The sequence below is a fragment of the Branchiibius cervicis genome (genome assembly GCF_042661605.1).
Taxonomy (GTDB): domain Bacteria; phylum Actinomycetota; class Actinomycetes; order Actinomycetales; family Dermatophilaceae; genus Branchiibius; species Branchiibius cervicis.
Genome location: NZ_JBHSWJ010000002.1, coordinates 877,540 through 892,523 on the forward strand (window position 1 = coordinate 877,540; position 14,984 = coordinate 892,523).

Below are 14,984 nucleotides of genomic sequence, written 5' to 3' on the forward strand. Positions count from 1 at the left end.
GTTGTTCTTCCTAGAATCCCGGGATCAGGCTGACCAGCAGGTCGATCAGCTTGATACCCACGAAGGGGACGATCACGCCGCCGAGGCCATAGATCAGCAGGTTGCGCGACAGGATCTGGCTGGCCGACGCGGCGCGGTATTTCACGCCCTTGAGGGACAGCGGGATCAACGCGATGATGACGACCGCGTTGAAGATGATCGCCGAGACGACCGCCGAGCTCGGACTGTGCAGGTGCATGATGTTCAGCGCCTGCAGGGCCGGGAAGACCCCCGCGAACATCGCCGGGATGATCGCGAAGTACTTGGCGATGTCGTTGGCGATCGAGAACGTCGTCAGCGCGCCCCGGGTGATCAGCAACTGTTTGCCGATGGCGACGATCTCGATGAGTTTCGTCGGGTCGGAGTCGAGGTCGACCATGTTGCCGGCCTCCTTGGCGGCCGAGGTGCCGGTGTTCATCGCCACTCCCACGTCGGCTTGTGCGAGGGCCGGTGCGTCGTTGGTGCCGTCGCCGGTCATGGCCACCAGGCGACCGCCGTCCTGCTCGCGGCGGATCAGCGCCAGCTTGTCCTCCGGAGTCGCTTCCGCCAGGAAGTCATCGACGCCTGCCTCGTCGGCAATCGCCCTGGCGGTCAACGGGTTGTCACCGGTGATCATCACCGTGCGGATACCCATCGAGCGCAGTTGGGCGAACCGCTCGACCAGGCCGTCCTTGACGACGTCCTTGAGGTAGACGACCCCGAGCACCTTGCCGTGCCCGTGTGTGTCCTTGGCCGCTACCACCAGGGGAGTACCGCCCTTGGTCGAGATGTCCTCGACGATGCGGGTCAGCTCGTCGGTGCCGTGGGCCCCCGTCAGCCAGGCACGTACGGCGGAGCCGGCACCTTTGCGGATCTGCGTCCCGTCCGCGCGGTCCACGCCGCTCATCCGCGTCTGAGCGGTGAACGGCACGACGACGTCGCCATCGCGGGCTTCCTCGTGGATGCCCCGTTCCAGGGCCAGATCGACGATGGACGTTCCTTCCGGGGTCGCGTCTCCTGCGCTGGAAAGCGCTGCGGCACGGGCCAGTTCGTCCTGGTCCACCCCTTTCAAGGGGTAGAACTCGGTTGCACGTCGGTTGCCGTAGGTGATCGTTCCTGTCTTGTCCATCAGGAGCGTCGTGACGTCCCCGGCCGCTTCGACCGCACGCCCGGACACCGCCAAGACGTTGCGTTGGACGAGCCGGTCCATACCCGCGATACCGATCGCTGAGAGCAGTGCTCCGATGGTGGTGGGGATCAGGCAGACCAGCAGCGCGACCAGGACGGGAACGCTGACCGCGGCGCCGGCGTACGACGCGATCGGGTTGATCGTGAGCACCACGACCACGAAGACGATCGACAGGCTCGCCAGCAGGATGTTCAGGGCGATCTCGTTGGGCGTCTTCTGTCGCGAGGCGCCCTCGACCAGGGCGATCATCCGGTCCACGAACGTCTCACCCGGTTTGGAGGTGATCCGCACGACGATCCGGTCCGACAGCAGTCGCGTGCCGCCGGTCACCGCGCTGCGGTCACCACCGGATTCCCGCACCACCGGGGCGGATTCACCGGTGATGGCCGATTCGTCGACTGAACCGATACCCCACACGATGTCGCCGTCGCCGGGGATGACCTCACCGGCGACCACGTCGACGTAGTCCCCGAGCCGCAGGTCCGCGGAGCTGACCACGTGCGTCTCGTCGCTGTCGCTGGGAGTCGACCCTCGGCGTACCCGAGGATCACCCGGGCGGTCGTCTCGGTGCGGGTCTTGCGCAGGCTGTCCGCCTGCGCCTTGCCGCGGCCCTCGGCGACGGCCTCGGCGAGGTTGGCGAAGATCACCGTCAACCACAACCAGATGGCGATGGTCCACGAGAAGATCCCGGGCACGGTCGCTCCGCCGGACTTCTGCGCACCGGTGAAGATCTCGGCGATGGCGATGGCCGTGATCAGCACGGCACCGACCTCGACGATGAACATCACCGGGTTGTGCCACATCTGGCGGGGGTCCAGTTTGCGCAGCGCTTCGGGGAGGGCGTTGATCAACTGGCGCGGCCCGAATGCCGATGTCTTCGGGGCGTATTCGTGTTTCTGCTCGACGATGGGTTCGTCGGTCATGGTCGACATGTCAGTGCAGTCCTTCAGCGAGCGGGCCCAGCGCGAGCGCGGGCAGATATGTCATGGCGACCAGGACGATCGTCACGCCACCGAGCAACCCGACGAACTGCGGGCGGTAGGTGGGGAGGGTGCCGGCGGTCTCGGGGACCTTGTCCTGCCCCGCCAGCGAGCCGGCCAGGGCGAGGACGAACACCATCGGGATGAACCGGCCGAGCAGCATCGCCAGGCCCAGTGCGGTGTTGAACCAGGGTGTGTTGGCGGTGAGGCCGGCAAACGCCGACCCGTTGTTGTTCGCGGCCGAGGTGAAGGCGTACAGCACCTCGGACAGGCCGTGCACGCCCGGGTTCAGGATCGAGGTGCCGGTCACGGAGGCACGCACGCCCGGGATCGCGAAGCTGAGCGCCGTCCCGGCCAACACCAGGGTCGGAGTGACCAGGATGTAGAGACTGGCCAGCTTGATCTCGCGCGGGCCGATCTTCTTGCCCAGGTACTCCGGGGTACGGCCGACCAGCAGGCCGGCGATGAAGACGGTGATGATCGCCAGGATCAACATGCCGTAGAGGCCGGAACCGACACCGCCGGGAGCGACCTCGCCGATCATCATGTTGAGCATCGGGAAGATCCCGCCCAAGGCAGTGAACGAGTCGTGCATGGAGTTCACCGCACCGGTGGAGGTCAGTGTGCTGGCCGTGCCGAACAGGGTCGACCCGTTGATGCCGAAGCGCTGCTCCTTGCCCTCCATGGCCGCACCGGCCAGTTGGGTGGCGCTGCCCCAGCCCTTGGCCTCGATCCAGGTCAGCCCGATCAGGGACAGGATCGCCAGGGTGCTCATCGCCGCGAGGATCGCGTAACCCTGCTTGTGCGAGCCGACCATCTTGCCGAAGGTGCGGGGGAGGGAGAACGGGATCACCAGCAGCAGGAAGATCTCGAAGATGTTGCTGAGGGCGTTCGGGTTCTCGAACGGGTGCGCCGAGTTGGCGTTGAAGAAGCCACCGCCGTTGGTGCCCAGGAGTTTGATGACCTCCTGGCTGGCGACCGGGCCTCCCGGCAGGTTTTGCACCCCGCCGGCCAGCGTCGTGATGTCGGTGAGACCGTGCAGGTTCTGGATGACCCCCGTCGCGATGAGGACAGTCGCGCCGATCACACTGATGGGCAGCAGGATTCGCAGGCAGGTCCGGATCAGGTCGACCCAGAAATTGCCGAGCATCCCGGTCTTGCGCCGGGCCAGTCCGCGCACCAGGGCGATCGCGACGGCGATGCCCACGGCGGCGGACACGAAGTTCTGCACCGCCAGCCCGGCAGCTTGCACGGTGAAGCCCATGGTGGCCTCAGGCGAGTAGCTCTGCCAGTTGGTGTTCGACACGAAGGATGCAGCCGTGTTGAAGGACAGGCCCTGAGGCACGTTCGGCAATCCGAGGCTGTAGGGCAGCCAGTGCTGGATGCGCTGCAGCAGGTAGAGGAAGGCCACGCTGCTCAACGAGAAGGCCAGGACGCTACGCAGGTAGGCCTGCCAGGTCTGTTCCCGTTTGCTGTCGACACCAAGGACCTTGTAGGTCGCCTTCTCGACCCGCCAGTCCTTGTCGGTCGTGAACACCCGGGCCATGTAGTCCCCGAGCGGGCGGTAGCAGACCGCCAGCATCAGGATCAGCACCGCGGCCTGGGCGACCGCGAGCCACGCGGTCATCAGAACCGCTCCGGTTTCACTAGGGCGATCACCAGGTAGACGATCGCCAGCACGCCGAGGACGGCGGCGATGGCGTTGAAAACCATCACAGCTTCTCGACCCCCCACGCAATCACCGCGACGAGCGCGAAGACCGCGATCATCAAGGCGATGTAAGCCACGTCAAGCACGAAGAACCCCACGTCTGAGCAGTTACCCGACCGCCGTCGTCGGCAGGTGCGGGGGCCGCGCGTCTGCGGGCCGTTTCCGATCAGACTCCGGTGAGCACGTGGGGTCCTAACGCCCTAACGGTTTCCGTACGGCTCCCTAACGGTGTGCCCGGCGTCCGTTCTTCGTCGAGTGGTGGCTAACGGTCACCGAAAGGACCGGCTGGCGGTCTTTTTCTCGTCGAGTGGTGGCTCGTGGTCGCCAGAAACCTCAGACGATGCCGTCCAACGGCTCGTTGCTGCGCCGGCGAGCGCTGACGTACTTCTTGCTGATCAACCACAACAGCAGCCAACCGCCGAGCGCGGTGATGACCCACACGATCAGCGCCGCGAGCACCCACGTGCCCGCGCCGTTGATCCGGATTCCATCGCTGAACAGCGTGGCCACCCACAGGGCCAACAACGTCGAGACGATGCCGATGCCGCCGAGTACCGGCGAGGCGTATTTGCGGGCAACGTTGAAGACGAAGGGAGAAAGGAGCGCCTGGGCCAGCACGAAGACGACCACCGCGACGATGAAGCCGCCCCAGGACAGGTGGAAATCGCTCAACAACAACGAGGCCACCAAGAACGCGATCGCGGACGACACCAGCGAAACGCCGACATTCCACAGAAACCGGACCATGAGCTGCCTCCACTCGAACGACGCGTTGTGACTTGATGTCAACCTACTCACAGGTGCCACTCGCGTTGCGCAGATCGCGCGGGCGTTATGGAAAGTTCACGCAGCGCACCCCGAGTCCGGTCACCCGCTGCGCTGAGGCCGATCGACCGACCGGCGTCAGCGCGGCTCGACTTCGAAGCCGGTCTCGCCGGTGGCCGGCAGTTCCACGACCTCCACGTGGCTGACCGACGCCGACGGCGGCCCCTTGCGCAGCCACGCGAGCATCGAATCCACCGCGTGCGGAGTGCCTTCCAGCTCCGCCTCGACCGCTCCGTCGCTACGGTTGCGGACCCAGCCGGAGAGGTCGTACTTGTCGGCGAGGGTCCGCGTGCTCCATCGGAAGCCGACTCCTTGGACCATTCCGGTCACGACCACTCCAACCCGACGCATGGATCCATCGTGCCCCAGACCATCGCGCCGAGCCGGTCCGCGTGCGGCTGCCAGGCAGTCCGAACCGTAGAAACGAATAGTCCGAACCTACAAATCGTAGGTTCGGACTATTCCGATGTCCCGAGACATCACAACGGTGCCCCCGGCAGGATTCGAACCTGCGCTCCCGCCTCCGGAGGGCGGTGCTCTATCCCCTGAGCTACGGGGGCGCGCATGCACCGCGAGCGGTGACTGCGACACGCAAGGCTAACACCGACCGGGTGATGCTCCCGACCACCGCCCGGCGTCCACGGACCAGACGGGATGCGCTGCGATCACCGGGACGCCGGTATTTTGGCCGGTGATGGACGCCTCACCTGCCGCCACCCTGTCCGCCGTCTGGCCGATGGGCGCCGAGCGCACCCCGGATGGCGCCCTGCGGGTCGCCGGACACGACCTGCGGGATGTCGCCGCGCAGTACGGCACCCCGGCGTACCTCTTGGACGAGGCGGACATCCGGACCCGGGCACGCGCCTTCAAAGAGGCGTTCACCGAGGCCTTCGGCGCGATCGGCACCCAGGCCGACGTCTTCTACGCGGGCAAAGCGTTCCTGTGTACGCCGATGGCCCGCCTCCTGCTCGATGAAGGACTGAGTCTGGACGTCTGCACCGGCGGTGAGCTGGCGGTCGCCCGCAAAGCGGGTTTCCCCGGCGACAGGATCGGGATGCACGGCAACAACAAGTCGGTGGCGGAGATCGAGGATGCGATCACGTACGGCGTGGGGCGGCTGATCGTCGACTCCTTCGAGGAGATCGAGCGGGTGGCCCATGTGGCGGCGGCGCACGGCGTCGTCCAGGGGGTGATGCTGCGGGTGAAGACCGGTGTCGAGGCACACACCCACGAGTTCATCGCCACCGCGCACGAGGACCAGAAGTTCGGTTTCAGCCTGGCCGACGGGCAGTTGATGGACGCCGTCGGGCGGATCTTGGAACACCCGGATTCCCTGCGCCTGTTGGGATTTCACTCGCACATCGGCTCGCAGATCTTCGAGTCCGAGGGCTTCGCCGTCGCCGCCGAGCGGCTCATCAACGTGCAGTTGCAGGTGGCCCGCGAGCACGGCATCGTGCTGCCCGAGCTCGATCTCGGCGGTGGTTTCGGCATCGCCTACACCGATCGGGACACCCCGCTGTCCGCACCTCAGATGGCCGGGCAACTGGCGCAGATCGTGCAGCGCGCCTGTGACGCGGTGGGCCACCCGGTCCCACACATCAGCATTGAGCCCGGCCGCGCGATCGTCGGGCCCTCGGGCGTCACGCTCTACGAGGTGGGGACGGTCAAGCCGGTGCAGGTAAGAGATGAACTGACCCGCTACTACGTCTCGGTCGACGGCGGCATGAGCGACAACCCGCGCCCGGCGCTGTACGAAGCCGACTACACCGCGCAGCTGGCAGGTCGCGCGAGCGAGGCGGCACCCGTCACCGCCCGCGTCGTCGGGAAGCACTGCGAGAGCGGCGATATCGTCGTCCGCGACGTGCAACTTCCCGGTGACGTCCGGGCCGGTGACCTGCTGGCCGTGCCGGCGACCGGTGCCTACTGTCGTTCGCTGTCCTCCCAGTACAACCACGTGCCGCGGCCGCCGGTGATCGCCCTGCGCGACGGCGGCAGCAGCGTGTGGATCCGGCGGGAGACCATCGGCGATCTACTGGCCCTGGAGGGGAGGAATGAGCGTGCGAATTGCCCTGTTGGGCTGCGGCGTGGTCGGTTCGGCGGTTGCGAAGCGGCTGATGGAGCACTCCGATGAGTTGGCCGAGCGAGTGGGTGACCGGCTCGAGCTGGTGGGGGTCGCCGTACGCGACGTTTCCAAGCCCCGGCCCGAATCCGGCGTTCCCGCAGAGCTTTTCACCGACAACGCCGACGACCTGGTCACTCGGGCCGACGTCGTCGTGGAGTTGATGGGCGGCATCGAACCGGCCCGCACCCTGCTCCTCGGGGCAATCGAACACGGCGCCAGCGTCGTCACCGCCAACAAGGCGCTCCTGGGCGAGGACGGCCCTTCGCTCTACGCTGCCGCGGCCGAGGCGAACGTCGATTTCTCCTTCGAAGCCGCGGTCGCCGGTGCCATTCCGCTGATCCGCCCGTTGCGGGTCTCGCTGGCCGGTGACGATGTGCACCGGGTCATGGGCATCGTCAACGGCACCACCAACTTCATCCTCGACAAGATGGACCGCACCGGCGCCGACTTCGCCAGCGTGCTGGCCGAGGCCCAGGAGTTGGGGTACGCCGAGGCCGACCCGACCGCCGACGTCGAGGGATACGACGCCCGCGCCAAGGCGGCGATCCTGGCCTCGCTGGCCTTTCACACCCGAGTCTCTTCGGCGGAGGTCTACTGTCAGGGCATCTCCGCCATTACGGCCGACGACATCCGCGCGGCGCGCAAGGCCGGCATGGTCATCAAGCTGCTGGCGATCTGTGAGCGGGTCACCGACGAAGAGGGCGGCGCGGCCATCAGTGCCCGGGTCCACCCCGCTCTGCTGCCGCGCTCGCATCCGCTGGCCAGCGTCCGCGAGGCGTTCAACGCGGTCTTCGTGGAGACTCAGTTGGCCGGTGAGTTGATGTTCTACGGTCGTGGCGCCGGTGGCGAGCCGACGGCCTCGGCGGTGCTGGGCGACCTGGTCCAGGCCGCCCGCAACCGGCTGGTCGGACGGGCCGGCCCGGGGAGCTGGCCTACGCCGCGCTCCCGGTTCAGACCATCGCAGCGGCGCACACGGCGTACTTCATCCGCCTGCGCGTAAGGGACCGTCCCGGTGTCCTCGCTGCAGTGTCCAATGCCTTTGCGGCGCAGGGTGTTTCGATCGAGAGTATGCGCCAGAACAAGGACCGCGCTGACCCGGAGCTTGCCTCCTTGCACCTGGTCACGCATCGGGCGCAGGAGGGCGCGTTGGCTGAAACGGTCGAGCAATTGCAAGGTCTGGACGAAGTCGACTCGGTCGACTCCGTCATGCGAGTGGAAGGGCTGTGAGCGTGGCTCACCAATGGCGCGGGGTCATCCGCGAGTACGCCGATCGGTTGCCGATGCTGGACGGCGCCCCCGTGATCACCCTGGGCGAGGGCGGCACCCCGCTGATCCCGGCGGAGAAGCTGAGTGACCTGGTGGGCGCGAACGTCTACGTGAAGTTCGAGGGCCTCAACCCCACCGGCTCTTTCAAGGATCGCGGCATGACGACTGCCATCTCGATGGCTGCCAAGAACGGCGCCAAAGCGGTCATCTGCGCCTCGACCGGCAACACCTCGGCCTCGGCCGCGGCGTACGCGACCAAGGCGGGGATGACCTGCGGGGTGCTGGTGCCCGACGGCAAGATCGCGATGAGCAAGCTGTCCCAGGCGATCGCGCACGGCGCCCAACTGCTGCAGGTGGAGGGCAACTTCGACGACTGTCTCACCCTGGCTCGCAAACTCGGCGAGGCCTACCCGGTGGAATTGGTGAACTCGGTCAACCCGGCCCGCATCGAGGGTCAGAAGACGGCGTCCTTCGAGATCGTCGACGTCCTGGGCGACGCCCCGGACATCCACTGCTTGCCGGTCGGCAACGCCGGCAACATCACGGCGTATTGGAAGGGCTACCGTGAGGCCGCCGACGGCGCCGACGCGATAGCCACCAAACGGCCCGCGATGTGGGGCTTCCAGGCGGCCGGCGCCGCGCCGATCGTGCTCGGCCACCCGGTCGACCAGCCCGAGACCGTCGCCACGGCGATCCGGATCGGTAATCCCGCCTCCTGGAGGCAGGCGATCGCGGCCCGTGAGGAATCCGGCGGCATCATCGACTCGGTCACCGACGAGCGAATCCTGGCTGCGCACCGGTTGCTGTCGTCCACTGAGGGGATCTTCGTCGAACCGGGCAGCGCGGCCTCCATCGCGGGTCTGCTGCAGCAGCACGAGCGGGGCGCGATCCCGGCCGGCGCGACCATCGTGTGTACCGTCACCGGCCACGGCCTGAAGGACCCCGACTGGGCGCTGAAGGAAGCCGACGGCTCGGGCGTGAACCCCACGCGCGTCCCGGTCGATGCCTTCACCGTCGCCAGCGCCCTCGGCCTCGAGGGCTGAGATGACGTCGCTCGTACCCGGCGAGTCGGTCACGGTCCGGGTTCCGGCGTCCTCGGCCAACCTCGGCCCCGGTTTCGACTCGCTGGGGCTGGCGCTGGGCATCTACGACGAGGTCACCGCAACCGTCACCGACGCTGACCTGGTCATCGATATCGAGGGTGAAGGCTCGGACTCCGTACGCCGCGACGAGGGCCACCTGGTCGTGCAATCGATGCATGCGCTCTGGAAGCGGCTCGGGGTCCTGCCGCCGCCCGGTCTGCGGCTTCATGCTCGCAACGAGATCCCGCACGCCCGCGGCGTGGGGTCCTCCGCCGCCGCCATCGTCGCCGGTGTCGCGGTTGCCCTTGCGTTGACCGGTGTGCCGTTGAGCGACCCGCAGGCTCTGGCCCTGGTCAACGACGTCGCCGGCGACCTCGAGGGACACCCGGACAACGCATCGGCCAGTGTGTACGGCGGTGCCACCGTTTCGTGGCGCGCGTCCGGTCGCGAAGGCTGGGACACCGCGTCGATCCCGTTGCACGACAACGTGATTCCGGTGATCTTCATCCCGGAGGCGACGTTGTCGACGCAGAAGGCGCGGGCCGCTCTCGCACCGACCGTGCCGCTCGCCGATGCCGCCAGCGGGGCCGGCCGGACAGCGCTCCTCACACTTGCTCTGTCGCAGCGACCGGACCTGTTGCTACCGGCGACCCGCGACTGGCTGCACCAGGAAGCGCGCCGCCCGGCCTACCCGGAATCGATGGCACTGGTCGACACGCTGCGCGCCGGTGGGCATGCCGCCGTGATCTCCGGGGCCGGCCCGACGGTGCTGGTGCTGGCCACGGACGCCGCGACGACCTTCAGCCCGCCCGCCGGGTGGGAGCAGGTCCGCCCTGGCATCGCCGCGATCGGCGTACACCGGATCTGACGCGCGACATGTCGCCGATTTCACGTTTTCGCGGGCCGTCGGTGTACGGTTGTCCCAGCACCGAGATCTCGGTGGCCGCGCCGACGGAAGCGCTCTGTGAATCACTCGCTCAGCGATTTCTCCCTGACGCTTGATCGGAAACCCCCGACGGCTGCCCAGCGGTGCCACCCTTTGACTGTTCTTGCTCTACCTGCTCGCGGGTGGTCAGCACGGCGGTCGTGACTCCAGGCAGTATGCCGGGGTCGTACCTCACAAGGACGCCTCATTCGCAGAGCCGATCGGCTGGATGAGGGGAAGGAAAAATTCTTCGTGACTGAAACCTCCGAGCGGGTCACGGCTCGCGGTTCGCTGAGCACTTTGAAGCTCGACGAACTCAAGCAACTCGCGTCGACCATGGGCATCAGCGGCACCTCCAAAATGCGCAAGAGCGATCTGCTCGAGGCCATTCGTGCCGGTCGTGACGGCGGCTCGCGCCGGGCGACTGCCCCCACCACCGCTCCCGCCGCCGAGCCGGCTGCGCAGGCGCCGAGCGCCCCGGCCGTTCAGGCGCCGCCGGCCGCGTCCGAGCGCTCTGCCGAGCAGCCGAACGAGTCTGCGGTGAGCACCACGGAGACGGGCGCGCAGCAGCGCGACCGGCGCTCCGAGTCCACTCCGGCGCGGCACTCCGACGCCCGCGGCGAGGACCGTGGCAACGGCGAGGACCGCAGCAACGGCGATGACCGGGGCAACGGCGATGACCGGGGCAACGGCGACGACCGCAGCAACGGCGACGACCGCAGCAACACCGAGCGCAGCAACACCGAGCGCGGTCAGCGCCGGGACCGCAACACTGGGGACCGCCAGAACACCGGCAACCAGAACAACGGCAACCAGGGCGACGGAAACCGCAACAACCGCGGCAATCGCCAGCAGAACAACAACCGGGGCGATCGCGCCCAGGGCGGTAACGACCGGTCGCAGAACACCAACGACCGGGGCAGCAACGACCGCAACAACAACGACCGCGGCAACAACACCGACCGCAACAACGACAACTGGAACAACGAGGGTCCCAACTCCCGTCGTCGCCAGCGGGGCCGCGACCGCAAGCGCGGCCGGGGTGGACGCGAGGATTTCGGTGACGTCGACACCCAGATCCGCGAGGACGACGTCCTGATTCCCGTCGCGGGGATTGTTGACGTGTTCGACAACTACGCGTTCGTGCGCACCAGCGGATACCTGCCGGGCCCGAACGACGTGTACGTGCCGATGGGCATGATCAAGCGCAACGGCCTGCGCAAGGGTGACGCGGTCACCGGCGCGGTGCGGGCGCCGCGTGACAACGACCAGCAGCAACAGTCCAACCGCCAGAAGTTCAACGCGCTGGTGCGACTGGACACGGTCAACGGGCTGGACCCGGAGAAGGCCAAGCAGCGTCCGGAATTCGGCAAGCTCACGCCGCTCTACCCGCAGGAGCGCCTGCGGTTGGAGACCGAGCCGAACGTGCTGACGACCCGGATGATCGACCTGGTCGCGCCGATCGGCAAGGGCCAGCGCGGTCTGATCGTGGCGCCGGCCAAGGCCGGTAAGACGATGATCATGCAGGCCATCGCCAACGCGATCAGCACTAACAACCCCGAATGCCACCTCATGGTCGTGCTCGTCGACGAGCGCCCTGAGGAGGTCACCGACATGCAGCGCGCGGTCAAGGGTGAGGTCATCGCCTCCACCTTCGACCGGCCGGCCGACGACCACACCACGGTCGCCGAGCTCGCGGTCGAGCGCGCCAAGCGACTCGTCGAGGCCGGCTCCGACGTCGTGATCCTGCTGGATTCGATCACCAAGCTGGGCCGCGCCTACAACCTGGCGGCCCCCGCCAGCGGCCGGATCATGTCCGGTGGTGTCGACTCCAGCGCGCTCTACCCGCCGAAGAAGTTCTTCGGTGCGGCGCGCAACATCGAGCACGGCGGTTCGCTGACCATCCTCGCGACGGCCCTCATCGAGACCGGCTCGCGGATGGACGAGGTCATCTTCGAGGAGTTCAAGGGCACCGGCAACATGGAGCTGCGTCTCTCGCGCCAGCTCGCCGAGCGCCGGATCTTCCCGGCGGTCGACGTCAACGCCTCGGGTACCCGCCGTGAGGAGATCCTCCTGGGCGCCGACGAGTTGAAGATCATGTGGAAGCTGCGCCGCGTGTTGGCCGCCCTGGACCAGCAGCAGTCCCTGGAACTCCTGCTCGACCGGTTGAAGAAGACCAAGTCGAACGTCGAGTTCCTGATGCAGGTCCAGCAGACCAGCTCGATCAAGCTGGACGACGAAGACTGATCAGTCAGTGGGAAGGGCCGGGGGACGATGTCTCCCGGCCCTTCCCGTACCCGCGCCCACGGCGAGAACCGCTGCACCGCACGCGTTCCTAGTTGAAACGATCAGAGCCTGCGACGACCAGTTGCAGTGCGCGGACCGGCGGCAGATACGGCAGGCGATAGAACTCGTTGGCCACCCGCAGTTGCTGCGAGGAATCCACGACATCGATGAGGGCGCCGGTGCCGAATGCCCCGAGATCGATGAATTCGCCGGCGGCCAATCGATCGCCGTGCGCCGCGACGCCGTGTCCGAGGTGGTTCAAGACGGCGACACTGTCGCCGCAGACCAGTCCGACGACCAGCAACTCCGGATGGCCTCGCTCGGTCAGGCCGATCGTGTACGCGAACTGCTCCGGGACCGGCGAATGCGGCTCGGTGCACGTCGGATCATCGCACCCCCACCGATATGCAGCACCGTGAAACCCGAACGTGCGGATCTTGGCTCGCAGGTCCGAGTCACGCCGCCTGCGCCACGACTCACGTGTCATCCTCGCCATGCCGGGCACGGTAGGACGATCCGGTGCCCACGCGCCGTACCGGACGGGCCCACCTGTGGACAACGGCGGGAGGCAGCAGATCCCGCCACCGGCGGACCGGCGACGGGATCTGCGCAGCGCTACCTCAGATCACCAGGCGCGTGAGGCCTGGACGTCGTCGGCGAGGACGAAACCGATCCGGTGGCCGACGCTGATCATGTAGTACTTCGTCTTGCCCTTGATGTCGACGTGATCGCCGGGGGTGTCGATGTCGTACGTGTTGGCCTTGTAGTAGTCCGTCGGGGGCTTCTCGTCGACCAGCGCGTAGGACTGCGCCGAACCCAGCTGATAGGTCAGCGGCGCCCAGGCGACCACATCGGCCGGGTCGGAGTACGCCGACGGCTCCGGCAGTGCTCGACCGTAGACCGGGATGGTGGTCTTGCCGGCCTTCGGGGTGACCACCCTGGCGCCCAGCAGCACGCGGGCCGTGGGGTTCTTGCGCGGGTTGTAGAACCACACCTTGTCACCGAGGAACCAGATGGCCGTCCAGTCGCCGATCACTTCGGCCACGACGTAATCGCAGCCGGCGGCCGCGCGGGCACCCATGTCCGAGACGTACGTCGAGCCGGGTGTGCCGTTCTGGTGCAGACCCTTGTCGGTGTAGACCGGGGCACCCCAGTCCGGCTGCGTGCGCAGCGTGACGAAGTTGGTCGGCAGGTCGGGGTACGGCGTGCTCGAGCTGTTCTGGTAGCCGGTCAGCGGCTGGAAGTTGTTCTCGAACCCCGGCAGGATCCGCACCACCTGACCGGACTTGGGCCGCGCCGTGGACGTGCCCTTGCGCAGGTTGGCGCCCAGCAGCGTGAAGTAGTGCTCCCAGTCCCAGAACGGACCCGGATCCCAGTGCATCGACGGGATACCGGCCGCGGTCGTCGCCGGCACCTGGTCGTGGCCGAGGATGTGGCTGCGGTCCACCGGAATGTCGTACTTGCGGGCCAGGTACTTCACCAGCTTGGCCGAGGTGCGGTACATCACCTCGGTGTACCAACTTCCGTCGGCGGCGAAGCCTTCGTGCTCGATACCCAGCGCGTGCCCGTTGATGTACCAGTTGCCGGCGTGCCAGCCGATGTCCTTGGTCTCCAGGTGCTGGGCGATGTGGCCGTCCGCCGAGCGGATCGAGTAGTTCCAGGCCAGGTAGGTCGGGTCCTTTACCAAGGTGATGGACGCGTCGTAATAGCCGTCCATGTCGTGAATCACGATCTGGTTCAGGGCGGGCGACTTCGGCCGGAAGCCGAGGTCGTGGTTGCCGTAATCACCCGGGTTGGGCCCGTACTGCTCGTACGGCGCGGGGATCCACTCGACGTCCAGGCCGGCCGGAGCGTCGACGGGACCGCGCGGTCGTGCCGCCTTGGCCACGGCAACGCGATCGGCGATGACCTGCCGTTGCGCACCCGGCGAGCCCACTGCGCGGGCCTTCATGCTCAGCGTGCCTCCGGCGGTTGCCTTCACGGCACCGGACTGAAGGTCGGCCAGCACCCCGTCGGCGAAGGTCTGCTGGCCGGAGGCGGACGTGAGACCGCTGACGGCGGCGATCGCTTCGTACCAGGTGGCCGGGTCGGTGCTGGTGCCCACCGGGTGACCCAGGGACTTCTGCGTGCTGGCCAGGATTGCGGCCGCACCCATGATGTTGGCGGCCGGGTCGTTCTTCAGTGCGCTGGGGGAGTAGCCGCTGAGTTGCGCGGCCTGACCCAGTGTGTCGATGACCGGCGCGCTGTCCGGCTTGCCGGCGCGGTTGGCGCGGACGGCGGCCACGGCGGCACCGTCGATGAGGTGCATCGGGCCGTAACCGCCGCTGGTTGACGGGCGGCCGGCGTGGTCCTCCCAGCGGGTCTGGCCGTAGGAGACGGCCGCGAGGACGGCCACCGGCACGGCGTACTTCTGGGCGGCAGCGGTGAACTGGTCGGTGCTTTCGACGGCGAGGGCCGGGGAGGCGGCCGCCGCGAGCGGCACGGTGAGGGAGGCGATGAGGAAGTTGCGCCGTGAAACGGATGGCATACGACTCTCCGAGGGTGAGCAGAAATCGGACAATCGTTACCGTGTCACAGCTGC

General features: G+C 67.5%; 10 protein-coding genes, 1 tRNA gene and 2 pseudogenes. 5 read left to right on the forward strand and 8 right to left on the reverse strand.

What is annotated here, in order from left to right; translation table 11 throughout:
* Window positions 1-10: 10 nt before the first annotated feature.
* The 6 genes and pseudogenes from kdpB to ACFQBT_RS04840 form a co-directional block, all read right to left on the reverse strand.
* A pseudogene (kdpB, locus tag ACFQBT_RS04815) lies at window positions 11-2,139 on the reverse strand (potassium-transporting ATPase subunit KdpB).
* Between the two features lies 1 nt (window position 2,140).
* A complete protein-coding gene (kdpA, locus tag ACFQBT_RS04820; protein ID WP_377820797.1) occupies window positions 2,141-3,814 on the reverse strand; it encodes a potassium-transporting ATPase subunit KdpA in 1,674 nt (557 codons plus the stop codon).
* The gene (locus ACFQBT_RS04825; protein WP_377825354.1) at window positions 3,814-3,900 is read right to left on the reverse strand and encodes a potassium-transporting ATPase subunit F; all 87 of its coding nucleotides are present in this window, start codon (window positions 3,898-3,900) and stop codon (window positions 3,814-3,816) included. The genes kdpA and ACFQBT_RS04825 overlap by 1 nt, the downstream gene beginning before the upstream one ends.
* Window positions 3,901-4,230: 330 nt before the next feature.
* Window positions 4,231-4,644, reverse strand: a complete 414-nt coding sequence (locus ACFQBT_RS04830) for a phage holin family protein (protein ID WP_377820799.1) — start codon at window positions 4,642-4,644, stop codon at window positions 4,231-4,233.
* A 156-nt stretch (window positions 4,645-4,800) separates the two neighbouring features.
* Window positions 4,801-5,073 carry an acylphosphatase gene (locus ACFQBT_RS04835; protein ID WP_377820801.1) on the reverse strand — a complete coding sequence of 91 codons (273 nt, stop codon included), beginning with the start codon at window positions 5,071-5,073 and terminating at the stop codon, window positions 4,801-4,803.
* Window positions 5,074-5,210: 137 nt separating this feature from the next.
* Window positions 5,211-5,282, reverse strand: a tRNA-Arg gene (locus ACFQBT_RS04840).
* A gap of 134 nt (window positions 5,283-5,416) precedes the next feature.
* Between ACFQBT_RS04840 and lysA the strand changes: the two genes are divergently transcribed.
* From lysA to rho, 5 genes and pseudogenes are all read left to right on the forward strand, one after another.
* Window positions 5,417-6,853 carry a diaminopimelate decarboxylase gene (lysA, locus tag ACFQBT_RS04845; RefSeq protein ID WP_377820803.1) on the forward strand — a complete coding sequence of 479 codons (1,437 nt, stop codon included), beginning with the start codon at window positions 5,417-5,419 and terminating at the stop codon, window positions 6,851-6,853.
* Window positions 6,774-8,071 (forward strand): annotated as a pseudogene (locus tag ACFQBT_RS04850) (homoserine dehydrogenase). Before lysA ends, ACFQBT_RS04850 begins: the two are co-directional and overlap by 80 nt.
* Window positions 8,072-8,073: 2 nt before the next feature.
* The gene (gene thrC / locus ACFQBT_RS04855; RefSeq protein ID WP_377825355.1) at window positions 8,074-9,153 is read left to right on the forward strand and encodes a threonine synthase; all 1,080 of its coding nucleotides are present in this window, start codon (window positions 8,074-8,076) and stop codon (window positions 9,151-9,153) included.
* A gap of 1 nt (window position 9,154) precedes the next feature.
* Window positions 9,155-10,060 (forward strand): homoserine kinase, encoded by a 906-nt coding sequence (gene thrB, locus ACFQBT_RS04860; RefSeq protein ID WP_377820804.1) that lies wholly within the window; start codon window positions 9,155-9,157, stop codon window positions 10,058-10,060.
* Between the two features lie 309 nt (window positions 10,061-10,369).
* Window positions 10,370-12,364 (forward strand): transcription termination factor Rho, encoded by a 1,995-nt coding sequence (rho, locus tag ACFQBT_RS04865; protein WP_377820806.1) that lies wholly within the window; start codon window positions 10,370-10,372, stop codon window positions 12,362-12,364.
* A gap of 88 nt (window positions 12,365-12,452) precedes the next feature.
* On the opposite strand, the gene ACFQBT_RS04870 is transcribed toward rho, so the two are convergent.
* Window positions 12,453-12,899 carry a DUF4262 domain-containing protein gene (locus ACFQBT_RS04870; RefSeq protein WP_377820808.1) on the reverse strand — a complete coding sequence of 149 codons (447 nt, stop codon included), beginning with the start codon at window positions 12,897-12,899 and terminating at the stop codon, window positions 12,453-12,455.
* 129 nt (window positions 12,900-13,028) lie between these two features.
* The gene (locus ACFQBT_RS04875) at window positions 13,029-14,930 is read right to left on the reverse strand and encodes an N-acetylmuramoyl-L-alanine amidase (RefSeq protein ID WP_377820810.1); all 1,902 of its coding nucleotides are present in this window, start codon (window positions 14,928-14,930) and stop codon (window positions 13,029-13,031) included.
* Window positions 14,931-14,984 lie beyond the last annotated feature (54 nt).

Coding starts and splice junctions, on each gene's coding strand:
- kdpA (WP_377820797.1), bottom strand. CDS start 3,814: ATGACCGCGTGGCTCGCGGTCGCCCAGGCCGCGGTGCTGATCCTGATG.
- ACFQBT_RS04835 (WP_377820801.1), bottom strand. CDS start 5,073: ATGCGTCGGGTTGGAGTGGTCGTGACCGGAATGGTCCAAGGAGTCGGC.
- ACFQBT_RS04870 (WP_377820808.1), bottom strand. CDS start 12,899: ATGGCGAGGATGACACGTGAGTCGTGGCGCAGGCGGCGTGACTCGGAC.
- lysA (WP_377820803.1), top strand. CDS start 5,417: ATGGACGCCTCACCTGCCGCCACCCTGTCCGCCGTCTGGCCGATGGGC.
- ACFQBT_RS04830 (WP_377820799.1), bottom strand. CDS start 4,644: ATGGTCCGGTTTCTGTGGAATGTCGGCGTTTCGCTGGTGTCGTCCGCG.
- ACFQBT_RS04875 (WP_377820810.1), bottom strand. CDS start 14,930: ATGCCATCCGTTTCACGGCGCAACTTCCTCATCGCCTCCCTCACCGTG.
- thrB (WP_377820804.1), top strand. CDS start 9,155: ATGACGTCGCTCGTACCCGGCGAGTCGGTCACGGTCCGGGTTCCGGCG.
- ACFQBT_RS04825 (WP_377825354.1), bottom strand. CDS start 3,900: ATGGTTTTCAACGCCATCGCCGCCGTCCTCGGCGTGCTGGCGATCGTC.